Below are 22,170 nucleotides of genomic sequence, written 5' to 3'. Positions count from 1 at the left end.
CTATATGACGGAATCCGGCTTTTACGACGTCCTCTTTAATATAACCCGGTTCCCACGGTTGTAAAGCGCGGAATTGGCATTCCTGTCAAAAAGCCTCTCCGACAGTCCTTGCCATGAGTACTTTTTTTACGCTTGAAAAATCGCGCAGTTGATGGATTTTCAACTTGAGGGTTTCATGATATCGAACGCCATATGCCTGCTTGATCGGTCATCAAATCGTATGGATGAAACCTTTCATTGGAGGACTGATGTGCCGGCATGCCCGAGAACAGGTAATTCCGTAGCTTACTTTGAATTGTCCGTGCCATGCTTTTCAACTCCGGGTGGGGGCGGCCGGCTCCGGCTCATCGAGCACGACGCAGCTCGTGAATCCGCCTGAATTGCGTACGTCGTCGCCGGGTTCGGACGGCGGCATCAGGCGGAACAGCTTCCCCTCGCTTTCGAGCTTCAACCGGCAGTTTCGGAAGTGGGAACACGCTTCGCCGCGCAAATTCCGGAACGAACCTCAGCGCGAGGCGGGGGCTCGTCCGGCCGAGGCTGCATCCGCTTCTCTTTGAGCTATTTCCCGCTGCGGAGCGTCGCGATCCGCTGTTTCAGAGCGGAGAGCGCCTTTGCCGGGTCGTCGATGCCTGCAACCGATTGTTCGAGCGGGCAGAGACCGTTCCGCTTCCGGTTCAGAATGCGCGGCACCAGCAGCGTCTGGCTGGTGGTGATGCCGTGTTTCTGCAGAAATTTCACCGCATCCTCACTCATCACCTCGCCGTGCACATGGCGCGCCTTTCCACAGATGGCGATGGCGGCGGCGGCCCGGCCGACCACCTTATCCACCACGGTTGCGCCGGCCATATCGCTTTGGCGTGTTTCGTAGAGCGTCAGGAGCGGATTCACCCCGTGGCCCCGTTCCCCGGTGACGAGCCGGCCGTCGGCGGTGATGAGAACGCATTCGGCCCGGTTGGTTTGAATCATCTGCCGGGCGGTTTCCAGTTTCGATTCCGGTGCGGCGGTACAGCCGGTGAACAACAGCGCGGTCAGCACCGCGCCGAACAGAGAAATCATTCGCATCATTGCACTCTCCTGATAAAAGGGTTCACTGCCAGACCGGTTCCGGAAGTGTGACCTGTTTTTCGATCTCATGAACCGTCATCGCTTTCTCCGGGGCCGGGCAGACCATCTGACAGGCCCCGCAACCGATGCAGAGATCTGTATTCACCGGGCGCGGTGTTCCGTTGCCGCGCAAGGTGATGGCATGTGCCGGACAGGCGGAGGCGCAACGGCCGCACTCCTCTTCCTCCTGGAAGACGATGCAGTTTCGGGGATTGAATTTCGCTTCGGCGATTTTCGTGAGCTGCTTCTCCTTAAGTGTCAGCGGGCGGATCGCGCCGGTCGGGCAGAGCTGAGAGCAGAGGTTGCAGTTGTAACGGCAGACGCCGCGGTTCAGATCGAGCGAAACCGGTCCGGTTCCGCCCGGCGCCGGAACGATGATTTTTTCCGGGCAGTTCGCCGTGCAGAGCTGGCACGAGGTGCATTTTGCGGCGAACCGTTCCGCATCCTGTGCGCCCGGCGGCAGGATACCGAACCGCCGCGGCAGTTCCGCCAGCCGGGAGAGACCGGTCCGGACGAGCACCGCGCCGGCCGCCAGCCCGGCGACCAGTACGCCGCCGCGCAGCAGAAATGCCCGGCGCGATGGATCGACCGGAATTTCCGCCGCTTTCGGCCGGGAAAAGGCGAGGCCGTGGAAGTTGCAGGCTGCGACACAACTCATGCAGCGCACACAACGCTCGTTGTCGAGGATACCGTTGCGGGGATCGATGCATCCCGTCGGACAGGCGGCGGCACAACGGCCGCACTTTACGCACTGTTCGGTGAAGTGGAGCCGGCAGGGGGAGAGTTTCGCAATCAACCCGAGCACCGTTCCGACCGGACAGAGTGCCGTGCAGAAGATTCTCCGTTTCCAGAGCGCGGCGATCACGAGGAGGGGAACGAAGCCGCCGGAGAGAAACGCTCCGAGGATCCGCCCGAAGTTGGAGTAGGGGTCGAGCAACAGGAGGCCCGCCGCCCAGCCGGCGGCAAGTGCGCCGAAAACAACTCCGGCAATTGCATAGCGGAGCAGGGGGAGGTTGGGAACTTTAATCTTTCGATTCCGGAGCGGGAGGGCGATCAGATCCTGCAGAATGCCGAAGGGGCAGAGAACGGAGCAGTATACCCGGCCGAAAAGGAGCGTGAGCAATGCAATCCCCAGCACCGTGATCAGCGCTCCGGCGGAGAAGGCGGCGAAACAGCCTGCCAGAGCCGGAGCGAACTGCACGTGCACCAGAAACGTGAGGAGTTCGCCGAAGCCGGTGAAGGCGAGGACGAAGAGCAGCAGGACCAGCGCCGCAAGGGCGTTGCGGATGGTTTTCCAGCGGGATTGCGCAACGTTTGTCATGGATGACTCCTCCTTCGTTACATGGTTTCCCGGATGCGGGCGATGATGGTGGTGGTCGAAAAACCGGGAATAAACGGTTTGAAACAGATCTCCGTCCCCGCCTGGTCGAGCGCGACCCGTTCCGCCGGATCGAGTTTTTCCCGCGTGTAATCGCCCCCTTTGACATAACGGTCCGCGGCGAGGGCGGCAAGTTCACGGTCACAGCGTGCGCCGTCGAAGATCACCACGCCGTCAACCGATTCGAGCGCCGCCAGCATGTAGGCGCGGTTGTACTGATCGATGATCGGGCGCTCCGGCCCCTTGAGCGCCCGGACCGACGCGTCGGAATTGATGAGAACAATCATGGCGTCGCCGAGTGCGCGCGCTTCGTGGAGGTATTCGGCGTGGCCACGGTGAAGGATGTCGAAACAGCCGTTGGTGACGACCAGTTGTTTCCCTTCGCGGCGGAGCGATTCCCGGAAGCGGCAGGCCGCTTCGAGCGTCAAAATGAGATCGGCGGGATTTCTATTCATTCTCGTCTCCGGATTCCAGCGGCCGCACGATCACCCCGGCCTCATGAAGCAGTGCCGTCGAGACGTCGTCGATCGAATAGTGGCGGTGATAGACCACTTCGACGATTCCGGCGTTGATGATCATCTTCGCGCAGAGCAGACAGGGGCTGTAGGTGGTGTAGAGCGTCGCCCCCTTGACCGCGATGCCGTGGTAGGCCGCCTGCACGATGGCGTTTTCCTCGGCGTGACTGCACAGACACTGGTGGAGATTGGTGCCGCTGGGCGCGTCGGAGTTGCAGCGCGGACACCCCCCCTCGGAACAGTTGCGCACCCCGCGCGGCGTGCCGTTGTAACCGGTTGAAATAATCCGGCAGTCCCGGACCAGCACCGCCGCGACCTGGCGGCGGCAGCAGTTGCTGCGGCTGGCGGCGACGTGGGCGATGTCCATGAAATATTGGTCCCAGCTCGGGCGGGGCGGACGTTTTTCCGTAGCCATGAAAGAAGTTCTCCTTTCGTTATTCAGTACGCATCACCAGTTGGAAGGTCACTTTTCCATTCGGCGGCGTGGGGACGCGGTCGAGGTTGGCGAGCAGCCGTTTGATCGACTCATCCATCGCTTTCACGCCGCTCGGTTTGAGCACGCGGGCGTCGGTGACCCGGCCGTCGGCGGCGATCGAAAGCTGAATCAGCACCTCCGGCAGCCGGTCGCCGAGCAGGGAGCGCGGCGGCTGGGTCCAGCGGTATTTGAGGTAGTTTCCCACCCGGATGCCGTAGCGCATGTCGAACTCATCCTTCGCTCCGCCGCCGGGCGTCCGGTGGTCGGGTTTGCCGTAGGCCTGGCCGACGTCGCGGCTGCCGATGGGGACGGCGGAGTTGTAGTTGCTGCCGCCGCCGATTTTGCCACTGTTCCCGGGGCGGTAGACCTGACGCTGCGCCTCCTCCACATTCCGCGGACGGGTGGAGGTGCGCGAACGCGAACTGCTCTGCCTGGGCTTTGCCGTGGACCGGCTCGACTGCTTCGCGCTGCTTTTCGGCCTGGTCTTCGGCTTCGGTTTTGTTTTGGGCTTCGCCTGCTGCCGCGCCGTACGCTTCACCTTCGGTGCGGCGGGTTCTTTGATGCGGGGCGGCGGAGCGATTTTCGGTGCCGCCGGCTCCGCCACCCGCGGCGCCGGCTCCGGTACTTCCGGTTCCGGGGCGGCAGGCTCCGGAGCTGCGGCACCGGGATTCGGCGAGGGCGGGCGGCGCTCCGGCGGGCCGACCTCCCAGTCGTGCGACAGCTCCCGGCCGCCGATCTTGACCCGGAAGGCGTTCTCCTCCGGCGGGTTTCTCCAGTTCTCAAATGCGAGATAGCCGATCGGCCCGAAGAGGATCAGCAGGTGAATCACCAGCACATGGGTGAAGATCTTCCCCCGGTGTCCGCCCGGAGTTCTCCGCGGGGCGGCAACCCGCCCCGGAGCAATCGGCATGGTGTGTGGCCCCAGCCGGTTCATTTGCCCTCGGCCTGGGTTACCAGCGTGATCTCACGGAACCCGGAGTTTTTGATGAACGTGAGCAGTTCAATCACGTCGTTGTAGGAGCGTTCGCCGTCGGCGCGCAGCAGCACGGTGGTCTTGGGGGAACGCTCCCGGAGCTGTTTGAGCAGTTCGACCAGTTCATCTTTCGTAACCGTCTCCCGATCGAAAACGATCGTGCCCTGTTTGGTCAATGTGACGCTTTTGAAGTCGGTTTCGGGCAGTTTGTCGGCGTTCATTTCCGGCGGATTGACCGAGGTGCCGTACTCCATCAGCGGCATCGTGATCATGAAGACGATCAGCAGAAGAAAGGTCAGGTCGAGCAGCGGCGTCACGTTGATCTGGTCGATCGCCGCCATCTGGGAACGCGATCTCTTGCGACGCATGGCTACGCCTCCGGCGTTTCCGCCCCGTGGAGGACGGAGGGGTGTGTAAACGCTGTTGCCGGTGCCGTCACAGGCGCCGGTGCCGGAACCGGCGGAGCCGGCGGCGTGTTGGTTGTCGACGCGTTCCGGTCGAGGGCGAGCTGTTCGAGCTTGATCCGCACCATGAACTCCTCGGTGAAGTTGTCCATGGTGACGGTGAGGTTGCGGATTGTCGCGGTCAGCAGGTTGTAGCCGACCAGGGAGGGGATGGCCACGATCAGACCGGCCACGGTGGTGAGCAGCGCTCCGGCGACACCGGGGGCGAGGGCGGTGAAGTCCGACTTGCCCGCCGCGGCGATGCCGCAGAAGGCGAGCATGACGCCCCACACCGTGCCGAAGAGTCCGCAGAAGGGGCTGACGCTGACCAGCGTGGCGAGCAGACCGATCCGGGTTTCCAGCTCCTGGATCTGGCCGGAGACCTCCCGCTCGAGCACCGCTTCGATGGCGTTGTACTGGGCGTCGGAGAGCTTGACCGGCCGGGTGTTGATTCCGGCGGAGAACTGCTGGTTGAGGGCGTCGCTCTCGTAGAATTCGAGCAGTTTGCCGACACCGGCGGAGTAGATGATCCCGACCGGGCTGGCATCGAGCTGCCCTTCGCGCACCAGCGCCGGAGTGGCGATGTTGCGCTTGTTGCTGCGGAATCGGGCGATGAAGCGCTGGGAGAGTTTGCGTGCCCGGTAGAGCGCCATCGCCTTGTCGATCATGACGGTCCAGGTGAAGACCGAGCCGATGAGCAGCAGAACGACGATGCCTTTGCCGACGTTGTCGCTGTTTTCAAACGCATAATAGACGCCCGGAGACGCCGCGAAAAGGGTGAACGGGATGCCCATAGATAAAAACTCCGCCGAAAGTTGAAAAATGCACTTTATAAAATATAATACAGGGATTATATTCTACAAGTAGAATTTTTAAGGGAAATTCACATTAATTTCGGAGAAAAACATGTCCCAGCAGAAACTTGTTCTCGGTTTCGACATCGGCGGAACCAAAATCGGCATCGGTCTCGGAACCGGCGACGGCAAACTTCTCGGCAAGGGCCGGATTGAAAACGTCAACACCCGTCCGGAGGATGTTCTCCCGGAAATGGTCCGTGTGGCGCGGAAACTGGTCGAAGAGGCCGGGCTGAAAATGGCGGACATCGCCGCGTTCGGCATCTCGGCGCCGTTCCCCGCCGATCCGGTCAACGGCATCCTCACGGCGCCCACCAACAATGCGCTGTGGCGGAATGTGCCGATTCTCCGTTACCTCAAGGACGAGCTCGGCATCGACGGCTGTTTCGAGAATGACGCCAACTGCGGCGCACTGGCCGAGTGGTTCTTCGGCGCCGGGCGCGGATGCACCGATTTCATCTATCTTACGATGAGCACCGGCATCGGCGGCGGCATCATCGCGGCCGGGCGGCTGGTCCGCGGCAACGGCACCACCCTCAGCGCCGGGGAGCTCGGCCATATCTGCGTCGAGCTGAACGGGCGGCAGTGCAACTGCGGCATGAAGGGGTGCTATGAAGCCTACGCGGGCGGGCGCGCTCTCGCTCAGCGGATGCAGGAGGAGCTGCGCGACAAACCCGACAGCATGATCATGCAGCTGGTCGGCGGAGACGTGGAGAAGATCGATATGGTGCCGTTCGAGAAGGCGGTCCGCGCCGGGGATCCCTACGCGGTGGCGCTGTGGGACGAGATGAGTCTGCGCAACGCGCAGGCGTTCGGCATGTACATCAACATCTTCAATCCGCAGCGGCTGGTGCTCGGCACGCTGGCCTGGGCGGTCGGTGACCTCTACACGGACCCGATCCGGAAGTACCTGCCTCGTTTCTGCTGGGCGGCGCCGCTGGCCGCCTGCGAGATCGTTCCGAGCGAGCTTCGGCGCGACATCGGTTACTATGCGGGCGTGGCCGCCGCGCTCAACTACCTCAAGGAACAGGGCCGCTGAGCGGAAAGAGGTTCTGACGCCAGGCGCTTCGCCCGGTTTGCGGGCGGGGCGCCGCGGCAAGATCAAAGCAACGGGAATTTTCGCCGGTTTCCGTTGCTCTGGCGTGTATCGGGTGCCGTTGCTCCGATGGGAAGGAGAACGAATGCTGTCATTGACCTGCCGTGTCTGATTCCGGTGGCTGAATGCCGGGGCTCGACAGGAGATAACGGCAGGCCGCACGCGCGATGGAAGCGCCGTAAGCGAGCATGGCGTTCCGGTCCACGGTGACTGCGCCGAAGTTGGCAAAGGGGATTTCGATCGCCTGGGTGTTGCGCACGAAAGGCAGTGTCGCCGCATAGTGCCTGATGGTTCTGCCCTGCGTATAGTTTTGTGCGGTATTCCACGAGCTCCCGAAGGGAATGTTGTCCCGCTTGAAATAGGGAGCCTGTGGAACCTGTTCCGCCTCAAGATAATCGGCGAATCGTTCCATTTCGCGGTCCATCTGCGGAATTCCGATGCCGACCATATAGGAGGTTTCGTTCGGTACACCGCGGAGCCACGGGCAGTGCAGATCCAGTACGAACGCGGGTTTTTCGCGGAGCAGTAACGCGCGGAGCGCGGCGGTTTCCGGATAAAGACCGGGCAATTGATAGTCCCGTGCATGGTCATGCGGAATGCGGTTTTTTCCCTGATCTCCTTCTTCCACACCATCCTTGTCGACGAACGGAACGGCAAATACCGCGATATGCTGCCGGAATGTGCGTCCGAACGAATCATCCGCCAGAACTGCGCGCAGAAATCCCTCCATGGCATGGGTTGCCATCATTTCGCCTGCGTGGTGGCGCGAAGTGAGCAGGAGGGAATATTGCGGAGAGGCTTCCCGGATGGTGAGCATTTCCACCTCTCTACCCTTTCTGCTGCGGCAGAGGGTGCCCGGGAGCAGAGCCGGATGAGTGGAAAATTCTGCGAGGAATCTTTCCCAATCCCTCTGGAGATACTGCATTGCCTGACAAAAGAGGAGCTCCTCACCTTCTTCCTGACAGGTAAACTCAAAATCACGATCGCTCTCGTGGAGATGCGGACAGAGCCAGCTCCAGTTTTTTCCTCCGTCGCGGCTGACAGCGGGACCACGGGTTCCCACCCGGCTGCCTTCGACAAAATGGAACCGATAGATCCCCTTTTCCGGGAACTTCCCCTGGAAGCACCAGTAAAACCAGTCTCCCGCAGTGTCCCGACGTTCCACGTCAAGTTCGATATCATGGCCGTTTATGGAGACGACCTTGATATTGCCGGCTGGAATTTCCTTTGTGATCATCGTTTTTCTTCCTTTCCGGATTGAACAACCCCGACGGAGCACTCAGCGCCGGGGACGGGGCGGCAGCCGTATTTTTCCCGAACCAGGGCGATCATGGCCCGCAGCGGCGGGGAGAAGGGGCGTGCCGGATTTACGAGAAAGCCGGACTCCACCTCGCAGCCGGTGTCGAACGATGGCGCGACGACTCCCGGCGGGAGACTCTCGAGGTAACAATCCGCAATGATTGAAAAGCCGAGGTTGCGTTGCACGTATGAGATCAGCGTGGTCGTATAGCGGGATTCAATTCGAAACCGGTTCTTCTCCAGATAGGGCATCTGCCGAAAGATGATTCCGCGGATGGGGTTGTAGGAGTGGGCGAGAAACGGTTCTGAAGCCAGTCGTTCCGGAGTGATCTGCCCGCCTTGCGCCAGCGGAGAGTGTTCCGAACAGATGAGAATCAGCTGATTTCGGTACATCGGTACGTAGAGCAGATCGTCATCATGGTATCCTTGAATGCCGAACATAATGTCAAGCGTTCCGTTTCGAAGATCGTCGAGGAAGGAATCCCGCTCCTGAACGGAGGGGACAATGCGCGGATGGCGGCGCATGAGTTCGGAGACCAGTTCCGGCACCACGGCGCCCGAGGTGTACGGTCCGCAGCCGATCCGGAGGGGGCCGGCGAATTCTCCGACAAACGAACGCAGTTCCGCCGGAAGATTGTGAAATGCCGTCAGCAGAACACCGGCGCGCCGGTCGAGAAATTCTCCGGCCGGAGTTGGTTCGAACCGGTTCGCGCAGCGTTGGAAGAGCCGGCAGTCAAGCTCCTGTTCCAGCAGCCTCAACTGTTTGCTGACTGCCGGCTGGGTGACGAAAAGTTCCCGGGCCGCCCGGGTGACGCTGCCGCACGTCATGACCTTGTGGAAATATTCCAGCTGTATGAAATTCACAGTCATCTCCAGATTTGTTCCTGTTTCTGTAATATATTTCCAGATTCCCGAAAATGGAAATGGTTTATTTTTATGGCGGCCATTCCCTGTGGTTATGGGTCGACTTGAACTCATCGGTTCAGGAATAAAAAACGGGAGGCGGTTTCCCGTCTCCCGTCCTTTGCGTGCCGTTCAATTCAGGCGAGCCGGAGCAGCCGGCAACTGTGTTCGAGCACGTTGATGGTGAAAACACCGGAGAATTCCCCCAGCACTTCGCCGTCGAGCACATCCACCAGTTTGACCGGAGTGTCCGACAACTTCCCAAGATCGACCGACAGGATCTGCGGCACATCTTCAAAGTTGAAGAAGCCGAGCACCCGCTCTCCGGTGCGGCGGTGGGTGCCGAACCAGATGGTCGGTGTCGTGTGTTCAAAGAAGTCCAGCGGGCGGGTCTCATACGCGTCCGGATCCGAGAGCAGCCAGCGCGAAAAGCGCGCCCGCTCCGGCGCCAGGGTTTCAAAGCGGTCGCTGAGCAGCAGCATGCCGCCGGCAAGCCGGACTGCGCAGCTCCAGAGCTCTACTTCGTTTTGCGTGAGCTTGTTGTTGTCGATCCGGGCAATGTGAGTGTCGGGGTCGCTGATCCAGAGCCGGTGATTCATGTAACAGCGGTTGATGATGTTGCGGCAGACATTCGGAACGGTCGGAGCCTCGGCGTAATATTTGCGGTCCGGCTTCCAGTAAGGGGTGATGTCGGTGGCAATCCGTTCCCCGTCGACCAGCCCGACCGCCGGTCCCAGCGGAATGGTGCAGCCGAGGATGAAGCCGTCGTCGCCGAAGCCTTCGCGAATTGCCGCAAGCCCCCGGCGGAGAGCCTGCGCCCGGGTCGCCTTGCGGTCGAACAGAACGCCGTTGCGCACCGACGATGCCAGCATCATAAAGTCAAGTTTGACGTACTCAAACCCCATCCGCCGAACTTCGGCGAACAGGGTGCGGAAATGCTCCTGCACCGCCGGATTGGTGCCGTCGAGCACCGCAACCGGACTTTTCCCGCGCCATTCGAAGGCGAGGCAGGGGTTCCCGTTTTCATCCTGAATCATCCAGTCGGGGTGACGGCGGAAGAGTTCGGATTTTGTCTCCACCATGAACGGGCCGAACCAGATCGCCGGTTTGAATCCGGCCTTGCGGATTTCTCCGGCCAGGTAGGCCAGGCCGTGTGGAAATTTTTCGTTGCAGATGAGCCAGTCGCCGAGGGCGGATTGATAGCCGTCGTCGAGCTGAAGATATTCCAGCGGATATTCGTCGCGGTGAGCCGCGAGATAGCGGGCGTTTTCGAGAATGTCCGCTTCGGTTACGTTGGAGAAATAGTAGTACCAGCTGCACCAGCCGGTCGGGACCCGTCCGGAGGGGCGGCGCGCCTTCATCCGGTCCCCCCAGAGGTCGGCGAATTTTTCCAGCAGCCCGTAGCCGTCCGGCCCGAACAGCAGCACCAGTTCTTCGGAGTTGACGCTCTCCGCCGGCGAGACGATCCGGTCGTCGGCGTCGTTAATCATCGAAAAGCTGCACACGCCCTGTTCGTCAAGTTCGGCGAGAAAGCGGCCGAAGAGATCCGCCGAACTGATGAAGCCCGCCAGCAGTGAATTGCCGGTGACGGAGTCGTTCAGCACGATGACGTTGTCGGCAAAAAAACGGTTGGGATGCTGATTGTCGTACTCATCCGGAGCGGAGACGGCGAACTTCTTGTACCCGGGATCGAGTTCAAAATCGGTGTCGCCGTAACGGACGGAGCCGCAGGCGCTCGCCATCATCCAGCCGCCTTTGTAAAGGCGGAGCCGTTTCCCCGGCGTGCCGAGAAAATCGGTATGGGCTCCGGTCTGCCGCCAGCGGAAGCCGCCGAGCCGCAGTTCGCGGCCGGTGCAGTTGGTCAGCGTCAGCCGTTTCCAGAAGTAGCCGTCACAGCTGCGTTCGGCATCCACCAGTTCGATCCCGGCGGCGGCGCACTCCTCGATGGGGAGCCATTCCCCGTCGATCTTCACCTCGGCGTTCAAGGCGGCAAAAAGCGTCACATCATTGAGTTTCAGGGTATTCGCCATAAAAATTCTCCTTCGAATGGGCATTCGGGGTGCGGCGCCGTTCTCCCGGCCGGTTTCCCCCCTGAATTCTGCATGGGACTACTATACCCCGTTCCGCAGGGAATGCAAATCTCCCGCCACGGTTTTCTTGGAAAAACCGTTCTTCCGCGCCTCACTTTCCCGGGAATCCCCCTCCCAAGCGGTCAGGAACCCGGTTTCCCGGGCGTGGGGGCGAAGAGCTGACGGCTGATCTCCCGGCGGTAACTGCAGGGCGTCTGCCCCGTCCACCGCTTGAAGAACCGGTCGAAATAAATGGTGCTGTATCCCAGTTTCGACGCGATTTCGGAGATTGTCATGTCGGTGTAGATCAAATTATTTTTGGCGTATTCCAGTTTCAGACGGTTGAGGAAGGCGACTGGCGACTCGTTGTAGTATTTGTTCCAGTACCGGTAGAAGCTGCGTTCGCTCAGGCCGTGAAGGTGCGCCAGCCGGACAATGTCCGGTGATTTCAGGTAATGGATCTGCAGATACGAAGCGATCTCCTGAAATTTCCGGAAACGTTCGTCGCTGCAGATATCGTGCTGGCGGAACTCCAGCAGTTCCAGCAGAAACGCCCAGGCCAGCATATCCGCTTTCTCCCGCATCATCGGCAGGTGGATCAGCGCGGTGACCTTCAGCAGTTTCTCCAGAATCGCCGTCAGGGATTCGGTCAGCGAGATTTGCCAGATCAAAGGGTCGAAACTCATGCCGCGCGCTTCGAGTTCCGCGGCGCTTTCCGGATAGTATTGTATGAAAAACGCCTTGCGCGGCTCCCGGGTCGCATAGACGTGGTGCACCCCGGGTTTTTTGATGAGCACGTGCGGGAAAGGCGTTTCATACCGTTTCCCATCCAGATAATCGACGGCGAACGGCTCCGCGGAGGCGAGCCGGACCGTGATCTCCAGCATCTCATCGTAGATCAGCTCTTTGCGGACCTGAACCGCATCCAGATAGCCGATCTCCTTGAGCGGAAGTCCGCAGTCGATGCTTCTCTCCCGCGGAATGACGGTGTGAACGAAAAAATTCTCCTGAAGAATGTCAGTTATCATACGGTTCTCCCGGCTTGTTTCCTGCTGTAAAGATAGCGCTGAAATCATCATTGTCAATCATTTTGGCAGAAAAGGTTTACAGATTGGCAACGGAAGTGGTTGTCATATGAACGCTCCTGTTGTATACTGTACAGCGAAACAGAGACGGAGGCACGATGTACAACTTCTTTCTGGGAGAGCTGCTCATGCGGCTGGAATGTGAAGATTTCGAACGCTTCGAACAGGCGGCGCAGTTCCATGTGCGGTACACCGGAGCGGAGGCCAATGCCGCGGTTGCCATGTGCTCTCTGGGGGCGCGGGAGGTCTACCTTGTCTCTGCGGTGCCGGAGAACGCGATCGGCAGAAGCTGTTTGAATGAACTTCACAAGTACGGGCCGGATGTTTCTCTGGTTCGCCGGGCGAAGGGGCGTTTGGGACTGTTTTTTCTGGAGACCGGAATGGCGCTGCGTCCTTCGCAGGTCATTTACGACCGGCGTGGCAGCGTGTTTGCGGAACTGCCGGCAGAGGCGTATGACCTGCCCGGACTTTTCCGGAGTCATCCGGCGCCAGGCTGGCTCCATCTCTCCGGAACCCTTCCGGCGCTGAGCAACAACGGTCGGGAACTCGCCTTCCTGGCGGTGCGCGAGGCGAAACGGGCGGGGTATACGGTCAGTTTGGATTTGAACTACCGTTCCTCTCTCTGGAGTGAGGCCGAGGCCGGTGAAACGTTCCGGCTCCTGGTTGCCGAAAGCGATGTGCTGATTGCCAACGCCGCGGTTGCAGAGGCTTTTCTGGAGACGCCGGAAGAGGAGCTGTGCGTCCGTTTTTCTCTTCGCTGTGCGTTTCTCTCCCGGCGCGGAGAGACGGATGCGTCGCAGACAAAGTTCGGCGGGTCTCTTCTTCGCCCGGACGGGGGCCGGGTCGATACGCCGATGCACACCTTTCCCGTACTCGACCGCGTCGGCGGCGGCGATGCGTTTGCCGGTGCGGCGATCTATGCGCTGCAGCAGGAGGAGTGGCAGGATCTGTACCGGATCCGTTTCGCAACAGCCTGCGGCGCCTTGAAGCATGCCACCCGCGGTGATTTCAGTCTCTCCACCCGGAGCGAAGTGGAATCGCTTCTCTCCGCCGACACACTGGCCATCAGGAGGTGATCCTATGAAAAAACAACATGTCATAAAGAGTTTGACCGATCCCGGTGTGGTGCCGGTCGTTCGTCTGAACTCCGGTGAAAAACTGCCGCCGCTTCTGGAGGCGCTGGCCGACGGAGGAATCCGCGCGGTGGAGTTGACGATGACCATTCCCGGCGCGACAACGCTGTTACGGGAAAACTGTCGCCGTTTCGAGGGCACGCTGCTGCTCGGAATGGGAACCGTCACCGACCGCGCCGCCGCCATGGCATCGCTGGAGGCTGGTGCACAGTTTCTGGTTTCGCCGTTCCCGGTGCCGGAGGTGCTGGAGGAGGCGAAGCGGGCGGATGTGCCGATGATCGCCGGGGCGTTCTCCCCCTGGGAGGTGTTTCAGGCGGACCGTCTCGGAGCGGATTTTGTCAAGGTTTTTCCCTTCAATTGTTTCGGTTTGACCTACCTAAGAGATCTGCAGGGGCCGCTCCCCGGCGTGAAGTTTTTCCCTACCGGCGGTATTACGCTTGCGGATATTCCGTCGCTCTTCCGGCTTGTTGCCGGCTGCGGGGTCGGCGGCGCACTGGTCCGCCAGGAGTTTATCCACGACGGACGGTGGAAGGAGCTGACCGCACTGGCGGAGCAGTTTGTTGCCGCGGCGCGGCAGGGGAGGGGGGCCTGATGAATCTCGGAATTGCCATGAAGCCTGCCATGTGGTCCGATGCCCATCTCCGACTGGCCCGGCAGCTCGGCTGTGAATCTGTTGTCGCCTGGGTCCCGTTTCCGGAGGGGGACGGCGTCTGGCATGAGGAGCAGTTTCGCGCGCTTGTCCGGCAGGCGGAGGTGCATGGATTGCGTCTCGAGGCCATCGAGAATTTTCATCCCGCCCATTGGGATCACGTTGTTCTCGGCGAACCGGGCCGGGAGGAGCAGATGGAGAATCTCTGCAGAACCATCCGCAACGCGGGCCGGGCCGGGATCCGCTGCTTCGGCTACAACTTCAGCGCCTGCGGTGTGCAGGGGTACCGGACGGATTACAACAGCGGCAACCAGGATGGCCGGGGGCTGGCGGCGACCAAGAGCTTTGACGAGGCGATGATTCCGACGGAACCGCAGTGCAATCCGTACTTCTGGTTCAATACCCGGATTGAGCGGCGCGGTACAGCGGGTATTCTGCCGCCCTGCGGCGCGGAGGAGTTCTGGGAGCGGTTCCGCTGGTTTCTGGAGCGGGCGCTCCCCGCGGCGGAAGAGGCGGGAATCAAACTCTGCGCTCATCCGGATGATCCTCCGGTTGCCTTCCTGCGGGGCATTTATCGTCCGCTTCACTCGCCGGAGGGAATGCGCCGTCTGCTGACGCTGGTTCCGAGCCCGTCCAACTGTCTGGAGTTTTGCCAGGGTACGGTTTCCACCATGCCGGATGCGGATATCTATTCGCTGATAGAGGAATTTGCTTCCGCGGGGCGTATCGGATATGTTCATTTTCGAAACACGAGCGGGAGATTGCCGCGGTATTCGGAAGTTTTCATCGACGAGGGATACGTTGATATGCCGCGGGCGCTGCGCCTCTATCGGAAATGCGGGTTTGACGGAACCGTCATTCCGGATCACACGCCGCAGGTGTCGGCTGTTTCGCCCTGGGAGACCGGTATGGGATACGCGCTCGGATATATCCGGGGGCTCATGCAATCGCTGGAGGATGAGGAAAGAGATGGAAGATCGTAAGAGAGTTGCCCTGATCACCGGGGCGTCGCAGGGGCTGGGGGCATGCATGGCGCGTCGTCTTGCCGAACTGGGGTTTCGCGTGATTGTCAACTATGCACATCGCACAGGGCGGGCGGAGAGCGTTGCGGCGGGTATCCGCGAGAGCGGCGGTGATGCGACAGCCATGCGTTGCGACGTTTCGGACGAGTCGGCGGTGATCGCGCTGTTTGCGGAACTGGAGGAACGGTTCGGCGGCGTGGATGTACTGGTGAACAACGCCCGGATCGATCCGCTGTCGCGCCGCCCGGAAGAGACCGACGGCATGTGGTGGGACCATGTTCTTTCGGTGGGACTTCGGGGAGCCTATCTCTGCTGCAACGAGTTCACCCGCTACGCGGAGCATCACCGAAACGGGAGAATCGTCAACGTCTCGAGCTGCCGGGCTCACCGGCCGAATGAGCTGGAATCCATCGCATATGCCACCAGCAAGCTGGCGGTTCACTGTCTGACCCGGAGCTATGCTGCTGCGCTGGCGAAGTACGCCATCACCGTCAACACTCTGGCGCCCGGCATGATCGCCACGGAAAACATGATCAAGCGGATTGGGCTGGATGGATACGAGGAGGAGTGCCGTCACATCGCCCTGGGGCGTGCCGGGAGCTGTGACGAGATCGCCGACGGACTGGTCTGGGCGGTGCAGAACGGCTTCATGACCGGGGAGACCATCAACATCAATGGAGGGCAGACCTATGCTCCCTGAGGCGGAATGGCGGCTTTTTGCCGCCTGTCGCTGCGCCGTGGCGGAGGGGCCGCGCTGGAATCCGGCGGAACGTCGGCTCTACTGGGTGGACATTCCCCGGGGGCGGGTTTACCGGATGGCCCGGACGGGCAATCCGGAAGCGTTCGAGCTGTTCGATCCGGGAATCGGCAAGATCGGGGCTCTGACGTTTCTGGGGGAGGAGTTGCTGTTGTTCGGCGCCGGGTGTCGTGTCTGGCGTTGCCGTTTCGGTGGAACGCCGGAGTTGTTTGCCGAACTGCCTGGACGGGGGGATACCCGGTTCAACGACGTGCTCGCGGATGACGCCGGCCACATCTATTGCGGCGTCGCCTGGAATCCGGCGGCGGAATTTCCGGGGGAACTCTGGCGATTTTCACTTTGTCAAAGAAGGTTTGATCTTCTTGCAGAGGGGTTTCGCGGCATGCCGAACGGAATGGGGATTTCCCCGGACCGGAGACGCTTTTATCTGGCTGTTTCGGAGGAGCTCCGCATTATTTGCTGCGATTTCTGCGAAGAGGAAGGCCGTCTGGGTGAGTGGACACAGTTTGCCGAGTTCGCTGCGGGGCAGGGAAATCCGGATGGAATGGCCGTCGAGGCGGAGTCCGGGAACGTGCTGGTCGCCTGCTGGGACGGGGGCGCTCTGCGGACCTTCTCCCCCTCCGGCGTTTTGCTGAAAGAGGAGCATTTCCCGATCGGCAGAATCACCAGCGTCACTGAGGGAAATGGCGAGATTTTTCTCACAACTGGCACGAGTACGCCGGAGGAAAAAGAATGGCTGGGGGGATTTCCCGGCTCGATTTTTCTGCGAAAAAAGGATGACGGGGAGAGTGGTTGGAGCACTCTTCTCCCGCTGCCAAATAAACAAAACAGGAATCACTTGCAATGAGAGAATTCACCGTCGGAACGATGTACTGGCTCAACCCGAATTACGGCCGGAAGGAGTTCGCCTGCGACTGCCGCCGGCTGGTCGAGAACGGATATACCCTCGTCCGGCTGATCGTCTGGTGGGAGCTGGTGGAGGAGAAGAAAGGCCGATATGATTTTTCCTTTGTCGACGACTTCATGGCCGAGGCGGAAAAGACGCCGCTCAACGTGATGATCACCGTCGGATTCTACCCGCCGTTCTGGCTGACCTGCGAGCTTGACGCCGCAGGAAGAAATGATCCCGGCCGTTATCCGTCGCTGGCGCGCGACGAGGTGCGCCGGCCGCTTGCAAAATTGATCGAAGCGCTCGTCACCCGGTATCGGAACTCCCCGGCTCTGGCATACTGGAACATCTGGAACGAACCGACGCTGAACATGACGAAAAATCGACCGGTGCTGGAAGCATTTGCCGCCTGGCTCAAGCGGAAATATCCGACCTATGACGATCTGCGGCAGGGGTGGCGCGGCGAGTATCCGGTACTGAGTCTGCTGTTGCCGGAGTCGCTGGAGGCGCTGACTGCGGATTGGCTGGAGACTGCGTTCCGGCTCGGCTCTCGCGGCCGGACTTCGGCGATCGAGTACGATTTTCTGCTTTTCGCCCCGGAACTTCTGGCCGATCAGGTGCGCTGGCTCTGCGGAGAGATCCGCAAATACGACACAAGTCACCCCACCCATACCAACCTGCACGGCGTCAACGGCAATCCGGTGACTGCTGGGCGGGATTTCTACCGGACGGCGGCGATTCCCGACACGATCAGCTGTTCCATCCATCAGAGCAACGACAACGTTTTCGAGCTCGGGCTGCGGGACCGGCGCAACTTCTACCTCTGCGGCATCGATCGCACCTGGAGCTGGCGGAAGGGGGGCGAAGCGATGGTGGGGGAACTTCAGGTGGGCACCAGCGATGTGCATCCGCGCAAGTATACGCCGACACCGGAGACCATCACCGCAGAATTGTGGCTGGCCTATGCCGCCGGTCTGCACGGAGTGATTCACTGGGAGTTTCAGGGGTGGCGGAGCGGAACCTTTGAACTGGGCGAGTTCGGTCTGCGCGCTCCGGCCGACGGCGGCCCCACGCCCCGTTCCGAAGCGGTGGAACAATTCGCCCGGACGTTTTCGCAATACCGCGACCGGCTTCTGCCGGCGGAACGCCCGGCGGCGCAGATCGCCATCCTGGACTCCTACCGCAGCGGCATCTACGAATATCTGCAGTGGATCGATCATCGGAACGTGCCCGACATCGGCATGAATTGTGTGAACGCCGTTCTCGGTTGTTACCGCGCACTGCGCGAGGCGAACTTCGCGGTGGAATTTGTCTCCGAAGAGGAGGTCGTCGCCGGAATTCTGCCTCGTTACCGGGTCCTGTTTCTGCCCGGTGTTCCGTTGCTCTCGCGGGAGGCGGGAGGGAAAATCGTCGATTTCGTCCGGCAGGGAGGACAGCTCTGGGCGGATGGTCGGTGCGGCTGGCTCGATGAACATATGTTCGTTCGAGGGGAAATTCCGGGACACGGTCTCCAGCAGGTGTTCGGCGCCCGCGAGCGGGAGTATCGAGCGGAACCGGAAGAGGTTCGAGCCGTGCGCGTCGACGGGCTCTCGATTGCCGGCCGCCGGATGCGGCAGGATTTTATGCCGCTGCCCGGGGCGGAGGCTAAAATTTACGCGCGCTATTCCGACGGAACCGTCGCGGCGGTGGAGAATCGCTTCGGCCGCGGGCGCGCCCGTCTCTGGGGAGTGGAACTCTCCCGCCGGCTCAGGAATGTCTTTGATCCGGCAGCGGAGGGTGAAATCTCCGGATTTGCCGGGGAGAGCGGCGTCCGTCCGGAGATGGAACTGCCCTGCGGCGTGATCGGGCGGGTGATGGAGCGGGAGACGTCGCGGGTCGCGGTGCTGAACTCGCTGTCGGAGACGCCGCTCCGCGTTCCTCTGCCACTGGAGTGGCGGAGTGCCCGGCATCTTGACGGCTCCGCCGTGTCGACGGAACTCGTGCTGGGGCCGGGGGCGACGGAGGTGCTGCTCCTCTCTCGCCCGCACCACTGAGAAAGGAGGGCGTTTCCCCCGCCGCGCGCTGTCGGGGCGGGGTGCGCCTCACTCTTCCGCGGCGGGGGCGGCAAACTCCTTCTGCAGGCGGTTGAGGAAGATCTCCGAGGCACTGGAGAAGATCTGATATTTTTTCCAGATGATGACCAGTTCGGATTCCACCCGGGGGGTCAGCGGGCGGAAACAGAGAGCGCTGTGCGCCGTGGTGTTGATGGTTTTATCCAGACCGATGGCATATCCGAGGCCGGCTTCGACCATCTGTGCGGCATTGTAGATGAGATTGTACGTGGCGACGACGTTCCACTGCGAGAAGGATTTACCGAACCATTCCGGATACCCGCTCTTGCCGGTGCCGAGCTGTGGAATCTGACGGGAGCAGATCAGCGGCAGATTTCGCAGATCGTCGTATCCGACGGCCCGTTTTGCGGCGAGGGGGCTGTCCTTTCTCATGATGACGCCCCAGACATCTTTGAACGGCAGCTTGAGATAGTCGTATTTGGAGATGCTGACCGGCTGAATCAGGACGCCGAAATCCAGAATCCCCTTGTCGACCAGCTCTTCGATGTCTTCGGATTTGCCGCTGCACACATGGTAGCGGATGCCGGGATATTCGTCGTGCAGCTCCCGGAAGATGCGGGCGATTTCCTTCATCGCATCGGTTTCTCCGCTGCCGATATGAATATCGCCGCGCAGTGCCGACCCCATGGAGCGGAACTCCGCCTCCGTTTTCCGGATGATTTCCATGACATCCTCCGCCCGTTTGCGGAAGAGTTTCCCTTCCGGCGTCAAAGTGATGTGCCGGTTGCTTCGGATCAGAAGTTTCTGCCCCAGCTCCTCTTCGAGCTCCTGCAATTGACGGGAGAGGGTGGGCTGGGTGACGTGAAGAAAACGCGCGGCGCCGAGAATGGAGCCTTCGCGGGCCGTCGCCAGAAAATATCGCAGTACTCGTAGTTCCATCGCGGAAAATTCTCCTGTTCTCACTACAGTATAATCCGTCTTGCTATACCTGTCAAGCATACCTGGTGCAGAAAATAAGTATTTGTTGTTTTGAAAAGAGGGCTGTATATTGATAGAATGCAAACCGTTCGGGTTCGGTAAGGAAAGAGTAGAGAGAAATCATGTTGATCGGAGTTGTCGGCGGACTCTGTTCCGCATTGCTGCAGTCGGGTTCGTACGTATTTTCCCGTGTTTTCATACACAAGCACCGGGGATCCTTTACGCTGGTGGTGTTTTCCCAGTTGATCATGGGGGTGTTCGGGGCGTTGACCATTCCGCTGATGATGCCGTTCACCCGGTATCCGGCAACGTGGAACTTCGCTCTGTTGATGCTGTTGTGTGTGCTTTCGTTTGTCGCCGGCCAGTACGGCTTCTTCCAGACGCTCCGGGAGGTGGAGGCGTCGCGTCTCTCCTCGCTGCTGGGGTTGAAGATCGTCATTCTGGCGTTTTTCACCATGCTGTTGACGCGGACGCCGCTGCATTTCCTGCAGTGGATTGCGGTCATCCTCTGTTCCGTCGCGGCGATCGGCATGAACTTTACCGGGGGGCGGATCTCCTTGCGGGGGGCCTTCTGGCTGGCATTCATGCTGGTGACCTATTCGATCTGCGATATGATCGAGGCGGAATTGATTCTGCAGATGCGCGGAAGTTCTCTGATTGCCGATTCCACCGCGGTCGCCGGGTTGATGTATTTCATTCTGGGCCTCCTGACGCTCCCCTGTCTTTTGAAGTGCCGGTTCCGTTTTCAGCTGTGCAAAGATGCGCTGCCCTATGCGCTGACCTGGTATTGTGCGATCATTCTGCTTTTCCTCTGTTACGGTTCGATCGGGGCCGTCTTTGGAAACATCATTCAGGCGAGCCGTGGAATCATCTCGGTTCTGCTCGGCGCGTGGCTGCTCCATTGCGGGTACGAACATCTGGAGCCGCGAGTGGGCCGCAAGGCGTGGTGCCGCCGGTTCCTGATGGCGGTGGTGATGATCTGCTCCATGTGCCTCTATTCCTACGCCAGGACGCTGGTGGGGAAATAGGCTTCGGCAGGAGAGCGGTCGGAAAAAGAGAACTTCTGCCGGGGACGGGCGGATGAGGTCCTGGAACGGGCTTTCGATTTTCTCCGCCAATTCCTGCATTTTTGCGGTCATCTGTGCCCGATGAAGCCGGTTTCATCGAGGAGCGTGACCTTTGCGGTTCCGGCGGGGAACCAGCTCCAAGTACTGCAGCGTCCCTCGCTGTCGTTTTTCCGCCGTCGGCGGCCCTGCGGTGTACGCATCCATTTTTTTACCGTTGCCGATGGCGGAGAGAACCTGCTTTGGAAAAGGGTTGCCGGGAGCCCGCGAGGATCTTCAAAGGCTAGGAAGCCATCCGGCAGCGGTTCTCAAAAAGGTTCTGTGCTTCATCGTGCCTCCGACGGGGAGATGGGCGCGGTTTCATACGAGGCAAGCATCGTGCGCAGCATTTCCTGAAACTCCTGCCGCAGTCCTGTGGGTTCAAGGAGTTCCGCCAGCCCCTGCTGGGCGAGCAGGAACGGGAAGAGGATCTCCCGGCTGACAGCCGGAATTTCCACCGTGCCGTCCGGAAGAAAGCTCTGGCGGCTGTGCAGTGGGCGGGCGGCGAGAACGTCGCGCAGCATCTCGGTGATTTTAAGTTTGACGTTCCGGACTTTCTCGAAGCCGAGAAAATCATCCACCGTCACCGAACGGATGATTTTCTCATCGGGGGTGAAATGTTCCGGCAACGGCTCCGCACTTCTGATCCGGTGGAGTGCGAAGGTGCGCGGCTGTTTCTTCAGCCGGCAGAATCCCTTGCTGTACCAGGAGTTGTTGTAGAATACCAGCGTGTGCGGTTCAAAGACCCGTTCGGTGAGGTGCCCCCGGTAATCGGCATAAGCGATTTTGACGGTGCGATGGGTCTGCCACGTTTCGAAAATCTTCATGAAAATCTCCCGGTCCAGCTGGATGTACAAGCCGGAGAGGATGGTCAAGCTCGCCAGATTGGCGGTGTCGAGAAAATCCGGATTGTGATTCTGCAGCAGATAATCGACCGCATTGCGAATGCGGTTTTTCAGCGGGGAGGGAAAAATATCTTCGGATATCCGGGCGCCGATGACCGAGGCGAGCATCTCGTTCTCATCCAGCAGCGCGGGGGCGATGAAATCCCAGTCATGACGTTTCAGATAGTAGCCGTTCCTTGCCCGGTCGAAGGCGAGGGGACATTGAAATTCAAACTCCAGCGTTTTCATGTCCCGCAGGATGGTTTTTCGAGAGCAGTCGATTTCCAGCTCTTCCTCCACGGCGATGCGGCGGAACTCCCGGACCAGGGATTCCGAGTTCGGATAGCGGTTCTCCTTGAGCATTGCCGCGATCCGGGTAAGGCGATGCAACTGAGCTTTTTGTAACGGCATGTTGAAAAATTTTTGATTTTTTTTTGATTTTCTTTCTGAGAGGACACTCTTTGTCCATTTGCGGATAATATATTGTATCAAAGAAAAAAATCAAACCGG

The 22,170-nt window shown here is 60.2% G+C and carries 22 protein-coding genes; 8 read left to right on the top strand and 14 right to left on the bottom strand.

Annotation, left to right across the window (positions count from 1 at the left end):
• Window positions 1–313: 313 nt before the first annotated feature.
• From ACMLHG_RS02680 to ACMLHG_RS02645, 8 genes are all read right to left on the bottom strand, one after another.
• Window positions 314–451, bottom strand: coding sequence for a hypothetical protein (locus ACMLHG_RS02680; protein WP_417169456.1), 138 nt, complete (start codon window positions 449–451; stop codon window positions 314–316).
• A gap of 107 nt (window positions 452–558) precedes the next feature.
• Window positions 559–1,065, bottom strand: coding sequence for a DUF1893 domain-containing protein (locus ACMLHG_RS02675; RefSeq protein WP_417169455.1), 507 nt, complete (start codon window positions 1,063–1,065; stop codon window positions 559–561).
• A gap of 22 nt (window positions 1,066–1,087) precedes the next feature.
• The gene (locus ACMLHG_RS02670) at window positions 1,088–2,425 is read right to left on the bottom strand and encodes a 4Fe-4S binding protein (protein ID WP_417169454.1); all 1,338 of its coding nucleotides are present in this window, start codon (window positions 2,423–2,425) and stop codon (window positions 1,088–1,090) included.
• 17 nt (window positions 2,426–2,442) lie between these two features.
• Window positions 2,443–2,937, bottom strand: a complete 495-nt coding sequence (locus tag ACMLHG_RS02665) for an adenylyltransferase/cytidyltransferase family protein (protein ID WP_417169453.1) — start codon at window positions 2,935–2,937, stop codon at window positions 2,443–2,445.
• Window positions 2,930–3,412, bottom strand: a complete 483-nt coding sequence (locus ACMLHG_RS02660; protein ID WP_294436579.1) for a deoxycytidylate deaminase — start codon at window positions 3,410–3,412, stop codon at window positions 2,930–2,932. Before ACMLHG_RS02660 ends, ACMLHG_RS02665 begins: the two co-directional genes overlap by 8 nt.
• 19 nt (window positions 3,413–3,431) lie before the next feature.
• Complete coding sequence (locus tag ACMLHG_RS02655; RefSeq protein WP_417169452.1) at window positions 3,432–4,406, bottom strand: TonB family protein; 975 nt, start codon at window positions 4,404–4,406, stop codon at window positions 3,432–3,434.
• Window positions 4,403–4,813 (bottom strand): biopolymer transporter ExbD, encoded by a 411-nt coding sequence (locus ACMLHG_RS02650; protein ID WP_294436581.1) that lies wholly within the window; start codon window positions 4,811–4,813, stop codon window positions 4,403–4,405. The genes ACMLHG_RS02655 and ACMLHG_RS02650 overlap by 4 nt, the downstream gene beginning before the upstream one ends.
• 2 nt (window positions 4,814–4,815) lie before the next feature.
• A complete protein-coding gene (locus ACMLHG_RS02645) occupies window positions 4,816–5,682 on the bottom strand; it encodes a MotA/TolQ/ExbB proton channel family protein (protein ID WP_295806410.1) in 867 nt (288 codons plus the stop codon).
• A gap of 112 nt (window positions 5,683–5,794) precedes the next feature.
• Here ACMLHG_RS02645 and ACMLHG_RS02640 point away from each other — a divergent pair, with 112 nt between their 5' ends.
• Window positions 5,795–6,781 (top strand): ROK family protein, encoded by a 987-nt coding sequence (locus ACMLHG_RS02640; RefSeq protein ID WP_294436583.1) that lies wholly within the window; start codon window positions 5,795–5,797, stop codon window positions 6,779–6,781.
• 148 nt (window positions 6,782–6,929) lie between these two features.
• Here the strand turns inward: ACMLHG_RS02640 and ACMLHG_RS02635 are convergent, their stop codons facing one another.
• The 4 genes from ACMLHG_RS02635 to ACMLHG_RS02620 all read right to left on the bottom strand — a co-directional run bounded on the left by ACMLHG_RS02635 (window position 6,930) and on the right by ACMLHG_RS02620 (window position 12,137).
• Window positions 6,930–8,075, bottom strand: a complete 1,146-nt coding sequence (locus ACMLHG_RS02635) for a M14 family zinc carboxypeptidase (RefSeq protein ID WP_295806414.1) — start codon at window positions 8,073–8,075, stop codon at window positions 6,930–6,932.
• Window positions 8,072–9,007: a LysR family transcriptional regulator gene (locus ACMLHG_RS02630; protein WP_417169450.1), complete on the bottom strand. Its 936-nt coding sequence runs from the start codon at window positions 9,005–9,007 to the stop codon at window positions 8,072–8,074. Before ACMLHG_RS02630 ends, ACMLHG_RS02635 begins: the two co-directional genes overlap by 4 nt.
• Window positions 9,008–9,177: 170 nt before the next feature.
• Window positions 9,178–11,070, bottom strand: coding sequence for a glycoside hydrolase family 36 protein (locus ACMLHG_RS02625; protein WP_417169449.1), 1,893 nt, complete (start codon window positions 11,068–11,070; stop codon window positions 9,178–9,180).
• Window positions 11,071–11,252: 182 nt separating this feature from the next.
• On the bottom strand, window positions 11,253–12,137 hold the full coding sequence (locus tag ACMLHG_RS02620; RefSeq protein ID WP_295806420.1) for a helix-turn-helix domain-containing protein: 885 nt from the start codon (window positions 12,135–12,137) through the stop codon (window positions 11,253–11,255).
• A gap of 155 nt (window positions 12,138–12,292) precedes the next feature.
• Between ACMLHG_RS02620 and ACMLHG_RS02615 the strand changes: the two genes are divergently transcribed.
• The 6 genes from ACMLHG_RS02615 to ACMLHG_RS02590 are packed head-to-tail and all read left to right on the top strand — an operon-like array spanning window position 12,293 to window position 18,677.
• Complete coding sequence (locus ACMLHG_RS02615) at window positions 12,293–13,270, top strand: sugar kinase (RefSeq protein WP_295806424.1); 978 nt, start codon at window positions 12,293–12,295, stop codon at window positions 13,268–13,270.
• Between the two features lie 4 nt (window positions 13,271–13,274).
• The gene (locus ACMLHG_RS02610) at window positions 13,275–13,919 is read left to right on the top strand and encodes a bifunctional 4-hydroxy-2-oxoglutarate aldolase/2-dehydro-3-deoxy-phosphogluconate aldolase (protein WP_295806427.1); all 645 of its coding nucleotides are present in this window, start codon (window positions 13,275–13,277) and stop codon (window positions 13,917–13,919) included.
• Window positions 13,919–14,959: a mannonate dehydratase gene (locus tag ACMLHG_RS02605; protein WP_417169448.1), complete on the top strand. Its 1,041-nt coding sequence runs from the start codon at window positions 13,919–13,921 to the stop codon at window positions 14,957–14,959. The genes ACMLHG_RS02610 and ACMLHG_RS02605 overlap by 1 nt, the downstream gene beginning before the upstream one ends.
• Window positions 14,946–15,698: an SDR family NAD(P)-dependent oxidoreductase gene (locus ACMLHG_RS02600; protein ID WP_295806435.1), complete on the top strand. Its 753-nt coding sequence runs from the start codon at window positions 14,946–14,948 to the stop codon at window positions 15,696–15,698. Before ACMLHG_RS02605 ends, ACMLHG_RS02600 begins: the two co-directional genes overlap by 14 nt.
• Window positions 15,688–16,602 (top strand): SMP-30/gluconolactonase/LRE family protein, encoded by a 915-nt coding sequence (locus ACMLHG_RS02595; protein ID WP_417169447.1) that lies wholly within the window; start codon window positions 15,688–15,690, stop codon window positions 16,600–16,602. The genes ACMLHG_RS02600 and ACMLHG_RS02595 overlap by 11 nt, the downstream gene beginning before the upstream one ends.
• Complete coding sequence (locus ACMLHG_RS02590) at window positions 16,599–18,677, top strand: beta-galactosidase (RefSeq protein ID WP_417169446.1); 2,079 nt, start codon at window positions 16,599–16,601, stop codon at window positions 18,675–18,677. Before ACMLHG_RS02595 ends, ACMLHG_RS02590 begins: the two co-directional genes overlap by 4 nt.
• A 48-nt stretch (window positions 18,678–18,725) precedes the next feature.
• Here the strand turns inward: ACMLHG_RS02590 and ACMLHG_RS02585 are convergent, their stop codons facing one another.
• Window positions 18,726–19,634, bottom strand: coding sequence for a LysR family transcriptional regulator (locus ACMLHG_RS02585; RefSeq protein ID WP_294435095.1), 909 nt, complete (start codon window positions 19,632–19,634; stop codon window positions 18,726–18,728).
• Window positions 19,635–19,795: 161 nt separating this feature from the next.
• On the opposite strand from ACMLHG_RS02585, the gene ACMLHG_RS02580 reads away from it, so the two are divergent.
• Window positions 19,796–20,701 carry a DMT family transporter gene (locus ACMLHG_RS02580; RefSeq protein WP_417169445.1) on the top strand — a complete coding sequence of 302 codons (906 nt, stop codon included), beginning with the start codon at window positions 19,796–19,798 and terminating at the stop codon, window positions 20,699–20,701.
• Window positions 20,702–21,063: 362 nt separating this feature from the next.
• Here the strand turns inward: ACMLHG_RS02580 and ACMLHG_RS02575 are convergent, their stop codons facing one another.
• Window positions 21,064–22,023: a helix-turn-helix transcriptional regulator gene (locus ACMLHG_RS02575; RefSeq protein ID WP_295806444.1), complete on the bottom strand. Its 960-nt coding sequence runs from the start codon at window positions 22,021–22,023 to the stop codon at window positions 21,064–21,066.
• Window positions 22,024–22,170 lie beyond the last annotated feature (147 nt).

The sequence above is a fragment of the Victivallis sp. genome (assembly GCF_048170485.1).
In the GTDB taxonomy this organism is placed as follows: Bacteria; Verrucomicrobiota; Lentisphaeria; order Victivallales; family Victivallaceae; genus Victivallis.
This window is presented reverse-complemented; position numbering and strand designations above follow the sequence as displayed.